Source organism: Skermanella sp. (assembly GCF_059503625.1).
In genome coordinates this window covers 1-3359 of record NZ_JCACHA010000202.1, presented here as the reverse complement: position 1 = coordinate 3359, position 3359 = coordinate 1, and the positions used below count along the sequence as shown (strand labels likewise).

2 protein-coding genes are annotated in these 3359 nt (G+C 68.6%); both read right to left on the bottom strand.

From position 1 onward, the window contains the following. Window positions 1-159: 159 nt before the first annotated feature. On the bottom strand, window positions 160-1809 hold the full coding sequence (gene cydC, locus AC5JJ6_RS05135) for a thiol reductant ABC exporter subunit CydC (RefSeq protein ID WP_496041009.1): 1650 nt from the start codon (window positions 1807-1809) through the stop codon (window positions 160-162). Next, the coding region (gene cydD / locus AC5JJ6_RS05130; RefSeq protein WP_496041008.1) for a thiol reductant ABC exporter subunit CydD at window positions 1802-3359 on the bottom strand (1558 nt) is incomplete at its 5' end. The genes cydC and cydD, both read right to left, overlap by 8 nt.

The following is a 3359-nucleotide window of genomic DNA, read 5'->3' as shown; positions in this document are numbered from 1 at the left end:
CCGCACCGGCGCCGGGGGAGCACAGCGCTACTGCCGCTGCGAAGGTTGCAGATCGTATGTGCATGAGAAGCGCTCCTCGCCTGGATTGATGCTTCCAGGTCAACACACCAGCCGGCGGATGGTGGCGAACAGAACAATCTGCACGTGCCGCCGTGCGGCTTAGACCTCTCCCATCCGCCACACCAGATCGCTATTGGTCATAAGGCTTTCGCGGTGGGTGATCAGCAGGACCGTGCGTCCTGCCAGCTTCGGCCGCAGGGCCTGCATCACGAGCGCTTCGGTCGCCGCGTCCAGCCCCTCCGTCGGTTCGTCCAGGATCATCACCGGAGCGTCCTTCAGGAGCGCCCGGGCGAGCGACAGGCGACGGGCTTGACCGCCGGAGAGGAGAACGCCGTTCTCGCCGACCCAGGTCAGGATGCCATTGGGAAGGCTTTCGACGAAGTCGGCGAGGTCGACGGTTTCCAGCGCGTCCCATAGCTCGTCGTTTGTCGCACCCGGGCGGGCGATCAGCAGGTTGTCGCGGATGTCGGCGGCGAACAGGTGGGTGTTCTGGCTGACATAGGCGATGCGGCCGTGCAGGTCCTCCTGGCGAAGGCTGCGGAGATCGACGCCGCCCAAGGTCACCCGGCCGGACTCCGGGTCGATCAGCCGAAGCGCCAGTTGGGCCAGGGTCGATTTGCCGGAGCCGCTCGGCCCCAGCAGAACGGCAGTGTGGCCCTCCGGAAGGCGAAGCTGAATGCCGTCCAGGACAGCTCTGCCATAACCGAAGGTAACGCCATCGAACGTCAGGTCATGACGATCGGGGAGTGGAACAGGATGTTCCGGGTCGCCGACGCGGGGCTGCATGTCGGCTATCTCGGTCAGCCGCCGTGCCGCAGCCTTGGTCCGGCCCAGGAACTGGTAGGCGAGCGGCAGGGGCGCCGTCGCCTCGAATACCGCCATCACCAGGAAGACGACAAGGGCGATCAGCGGGCCGTCCAGCCGGTCTTCGCCTGCTTGGCCGGTCGTCAGGAACAACGCAAGCCAGACGGCGCTGCCCGCAGCCATCATGGACAGGGCGGAGGAAAGTCCGGTGATCGAGCTCATGCGGCGCTGGCGCGCGATCAGGCCGTCGGTTTCCTGTGCGATGGCCGCCCCCTGCCGCGCTTCCGCAGCGAAAGCCCGCAGGTCGGCCAAGCCCTGGACGCCGTCAACCGCATGTGTCCGCAAGCGAGCCCCGATGCCGACCATGTCGGAACCGGCGCCGGCACCTAGTCTGGCCGCAAGCGCGGGCACCAGGATGCCCGCTACCAGCATTAAGGCCGCCGTCGTCAGCGCCACGGCGGGATCGATCCAGCCAAGCGGGACCAGGACGGCGATGGCGGCTACGACCGCTACCATGCTGGGTGCCACGACCCGAAGGTAGAGGTTGTCGAGTGCGTCGATATCGGCGGTCAGGCGCGTCAGCAGGTCGCCGCCGGTGAGCCGGGCGATCTGCCCGGCGTCGAGCGGGATCGCCCTGGCGAACAGCCAGCGGCGAAGGTCGGCCAGCAGGCGGAACGTCGCTTCATGGTTGACCAGACGTTCGGCATAGCGGCCGCCGGTCCGGATCAGGGCGGCGGCCCGGATGGCGGCGCTGGGAGTGAAGATGTTGAAGGCGGCGCCTCCCAGCAGCCCGAGACCGGCCAGCGCGCTGCCGGTGATGAACCAGCCGGAAACGCCGAGAAGCCCGATGCCGGCGAGCAGCGTCACCAGCATCAGCAGCGCGCCGAACGCCATGCGCAGGGCATGCCGGCGGAACAGCTTCAGAAAGGGCCAGAGCTCACGCATCGACCACCTCCAGCTTGCCGCCGCCGACCTCGATCCGGCGTTCGGCCCAGCCGATACCCGACGCGCTGTGCGTCGCGATCAGCACCGTCCGCCCTTGCGCCAGCCTGTCCAAAGCTGACAGGACGAGCCGTTCGTTCTCCGGGTCGAGGCCGGCGGTGGGCTCGTCCAGAAGCAGGACCGGCGCGTCCTTCAGATAGGCGCGAGCAAGGGCGACACGGCGTGCCTCGCCGCCCGAGATGCCGTGACCGCGCTGGCCGATCGGCGTTTCCAGCCCGTTGGGCAGACGGTCGGCGAAGTCGGAGACATGGGCGGCATCGGCAGCCTCATCGACCTGGACATCGGTCGCATCGGGCCGGGCGAGCCGGATGTTGTCCCGGATCGTACCGTGGAACAGGTGCGGGTTCTGGCCAACCCAGGCGGTGACGGTGGCCGGGTCGATCCGGCCGACCTCTAGCCCGCCGATCGTCACCGTCCCGGCGGCGGGCCTGATGAAGCCGAGGAAGAGCCCGATGATCGTCGATTTGCCGGCGCCGCTCGGCCCTACCAGCGCCACCCGTTCGCCGGCGGCAACGCGCAGGGATACGTCCTGCAACACGGGCCTCGCCTCCTCTCCGGCGCCATGGGCGAAGCTGACGCCGGTCATGTCGAGCGCCATCGGCCCGGCATCGGCCGGCGGCCGGATGCTGCCGCGCGGTGCGGCAGGGGTATCCAGTATTGCCATGATCTGCCCGGCGGCAGCGACCGCCGCCGCCCGGTCATGGTAATGCGCGGCAAGCTGGCGGAGCGGCAGGAAGAATTCCGGCGCCAGCATCAGCACGAACAAGCCCGTCGCCAGGGTGACGTCGCCGCTCGGACCGAAACGGACATAACCCAGCAGGCTGAAGCCGACATAGACCGCGACCACCGCGACGGCCATGGCGCTGAAAAGCTCCAGGACGGCGGACGACAGGAAGGCGATGCGGAGGACGCCCATGGTGCGCTGGCGGTACTCGTCCGAAACCTTTCCGATCAGGTCGAGTTCGCGCCGCGCCTGCCCGAACAGTTTCAGTGTCGTCAGTCCTTGCAGCCGGTCCAGGAAGTATCCGCCCATGCGGGCCAGCGCCTCGAACTGCCTCTTGCTGGCCGCTGCGGCGCCCATGCCGATCAGGGACATGAACAGCGGCACGAAGGGAGCCGCGAGAAGCAGCATGCCGCCGACTACCCAGTTGACGGGGAAGATCGCGGCCAGAAGCGTCAGCGGCACCAGTACCGACAGCGCCATCTGCGGCAGGAACCGGGCGAAGTAGCCGTCCAGGGCATCGACCTGCTCGATCAGGACGGTCGCCAGGTCGCCGCTGTGCCTGCTTCCCGCATAAGCCGGCCCAAGGCGCGCGATGTGGCCGTACAGTTCTCGCCGCAACATCGCCCGGACGCGGGCTGCCGCCGTGAAGCCCGCGAGCTCGGCACCCCACGCACACAGGCCGCGCGCGGCGTAGACGGCCAGCAGCGTCCATAGCGCCGGCATCAGGTCCGGCCTGGGTGCCCCGTCCACGATGGACGCGTGGAGCACG